We start from the raw sequence: 381 nt of genomic DNA on the forward strand, positions 1-381 counted from the left end.
TGGGCATCGGTCAGCGTCGCGGTGTAAGTGATGGTGCCGTTTTCGTCCACGCTCGGGGTGGCGCTCAGGGTCACGGTGGTGGTGTCGTTGACATCGGTGACCGTGGTTTCTACCGGGGTCTTCACCGGGTTGATCGCTTCGAGGTTGCCACCCACCGCGTCCTTGATGGATTCGCTGACAGTGGTTGGCCCCTTGTAAACGTCGTTGCCGACGGTGACCGGCAGGCTGCCGGAACTCTGGCCTTCGGCAATGGTGATCACCTTGCCGCTGTCCAGCGTCACGGTCACCGGACCGTTTTGCGCGATGACCGGTTGGCCTTGGGCATCGGTCAGCGTCGCGGTGTAAGTGATGGTGCCGTTTTCGCTCACCGATGGGGTTGCA

Annotated in this window: 1 protein-coding gene; it reads right to left on the reverse strand. The window is 62.2% G+C overall.

Annotated elements, in window-relative coordinates:
* On the reverse strand, positions 1–381 hold a 381-nt coding region (locus tag ACCD00_RS30790), incomplete at both ends, for an immunoglobulin-like domain-containing protein (protein WP_413428941.1).

Origin of the sequence: Pseudomonas sp. Pseusp3 (genome assembly GCF_047304225.1) — a bacterium.
GTDB classification, from domain to species: Bacteria; Pseudomonadota; Gammaproteobacteria; order Pseudomonadales; family Pseudomonadaceae; genus Aquipseudomonas; species Aquipseudomonas fluorescens_CD.